Annotated in this window: 2 protein-coding genes; one reads left to right on the top strand and one right to left on the bottom strand. The window is 75.2% G+C overall.

The genetic code is table 11. The annotated features are described in order from the left end of the window. Positions 1-489: 489 nt before the first annotated feature. On the top strand, positions 490-1,302 hold the full coding sequence (locus VR45_RS24885) for a lysoplasmalogenase (RefSeq protein WP_063772543.1): 813 nt from the start codon (positions 490-492) through the stop codon (positions 1,300-1,302). Between the two features lie 348 nt (positions 1,303-1,650). On the opposite strand, the gene VR45_RS42635 is transcribed toward VR45_RS24885, so the two are convergent. Then, positions 1,651-2,238: hypothetical protein (locus VR45_RS42635; protein ID WP_052709348.1), on the bottom strand; the 588-nt coding region annotated here is incomplete at its 5' end.

Below are 2,238 nucleotides of genomic sequence, written 5' to 3'. Positions count from 1 at the left end.
GTCCTGCGGGGCGTCAGCTCCGGTACCGGGGGCGACCCGGGGGACGGATCCGGCTCCGGATCCGCGTACGGCGACGACGGCGGCGGTGGTGCCCCGCCCCGCCCCGCCCGTGCGCCCGTCCGACCTGCCACCGGCCGTCCGCGCGGCGCCGGTCGCGTACTCCTGCTGCTCCATGTCGGGGACCAGACTAGACGGTGGGCGCGGCCCTCGCTGGCAGCCGCCCGGGTCCCGACGACATCCGGCCGAACGGCGGCCGGGCCGCGACGGGAGGACCACCGGCGTCCGGACCGGCGCCGGACGGGCGCCCGACGGGCGACACGTCACCCCGGTTGCGCGGCCGGACCTACGCACCGGTAACAATCTCTTCCACGCCCCCTGCCGGTCGCCCGCGGCGCCCAGCAGGATGGTGACCGGCACGGGCGCACCCGCTCCCCTGCCCGCCCCACCGCCCGCCCCGCCCGCTCCCCCACCGCCCGGAGGACACTCCGCATGAGCATCCGTACGACCACCCGCGCCGTTCTCGGCGGCCGGCTGCGCTCCGCCGGTGGCCTGCTCACCGGCTACGCCACCACCGGCTACGCCACCACCTCGGCGGCCCATCTGGGGGCGCTGCTGACCGGTACGCCCGCGCTGCGCCACGCCACCAAGCCCGCGCTGATGCCGCTGCTCGCCGCGCACAGCGTCACCCGGGCCACCGAGGCGGGCCGGCGCGCGCCGAAGCTGCTCGCGCCGGCGCTGCTGCTGAGCGCGGGCGGGGACGTGCTGCTCCAGCTCGGCAACGACACCGCGTTCCTGGCCGGAATGGGATCGTTCGCGGCGGCGCACGTCTGCTACGTGACGATGTTCGTCGGCCAGGGCGCGCTGACCGACCGGCGGCGGACGATGGTGGTCGCGGCAGCGTACGCGACGGCCTGGGTGACGATGGTGGGCCGGCTCTGGCCCGACCTCGGGGACCTGCGGGCGCCGGTGGCCGGCTACAGCCTGCTGCTCGCCTCGACGGCGGTCGCCTCGGCCGGGCTCGGGGCGCGGGGCGGGCTGGGCGGGGCGCTGTTCCTGCTCTCGGACACGCTGATCGCCACCAAGCTGGCGAATCATGGCCACGTACCTCCTGGCGCAGTACCTGCTGGCGAGCGGTGCGCTGCGGGCCGCCGAGGAGCAGGAGGCCGGGGCCGACGGTTCGACGGCGGCCGAAGCACCGACGACCGCCGGGCCGAGCACGGCTCCGGCCTGGGCGTGACCGCGACCGCGACCGCAGCCACAGCCGCAGCGGGGACCACCGAATTCGCGACCACCCCGCCCTGACGAACGCCCGGGCGCGCCGCACACCGGACGAACGCGCCGCCCGACGGCACCCGGCTTTGCAAAGTATCTGCCGACTTTGCAAAGTGCACTTTGCAAAGTCGACGGACACCCGGGCAGGCCGCACCCACGGAAACGTTCCGCCCAACGAACGCGGCGCCGACCGAACGTGCGAAGGTGCCGTCGGACCCTGCGTCCGACGGCACCCCAGCACCACAAAGCATGCGTGGACTTTGCAAAGTGCACTTTGCAAAGTCCACGAACACCCGCCACCCTGCCCAGGTACGGCCCGCTCGCCACAGGCCGCACCAACGGGCCGCACCTGCGGGCCGCACCAACGAAAACGTTCCGTCAGACGGACCCGGCGCCGGCCGACCGCCGCCGCAGCAGCCAGAAGCCGCCGATCCCGCCCACCACCAGCAGCGCGCCGCCCGCGAGTTCCACGGGGTCGGCAGCCACCGAGCCGCCCAGACCGGTCTTCACCGCACCGTGCGGGGCGACCTGCTGACTGCCGGCACCGGACTGGCCGAGCGAACCCGCCCACTCCCCGGCCGCCTCGCTCCAGCCGCCCAGACCCGAGGGCGCGGAGCCGCCGGTGGACACCGAGACCGTGGTCACCGTGACATTGGTGGTGAAGGCGCCGCCGTCCGGGCAGCTGCCGTCGATCTTGTTCTCGCCGCCGTTCTTGCCCGCCAGCCGGGCGGAGCCGGTGTGCTTGCCGTCGGAGCCGAGCGTGAGGGTGGCCGGGCCGCCCTCGAAGGCCGGCGAGTTGGCGGTGATGGTCTTGGCGTTGGGCTTGTCGGACTTCTCGCAGGCGACCGTGACCGTCACGGTCTGGCCCGGTGCGGCCTGGGACGGGCTGACCGAGGCCGCGCCGTCCTTGGCCAGCGCGAGGGGGGCCGTCAGGCCGGTCAGCAGCGTCGCGCCGATCAGGGCGGC

The organism is Streptomyces sp. NRRL S-495, assembly GCF_000966955.1.
Lineage (GTDB): Bacteria > Actinomycetota > Actinomycetes > Streptomycetales > Streptomycetaceae > Kitasatospora > Kitasatospora purpeofusca.
Note: the sequence above shows the minus strand (reverse complement) of the source record. Positions and strands in the feature narration are given on the sequence as shown.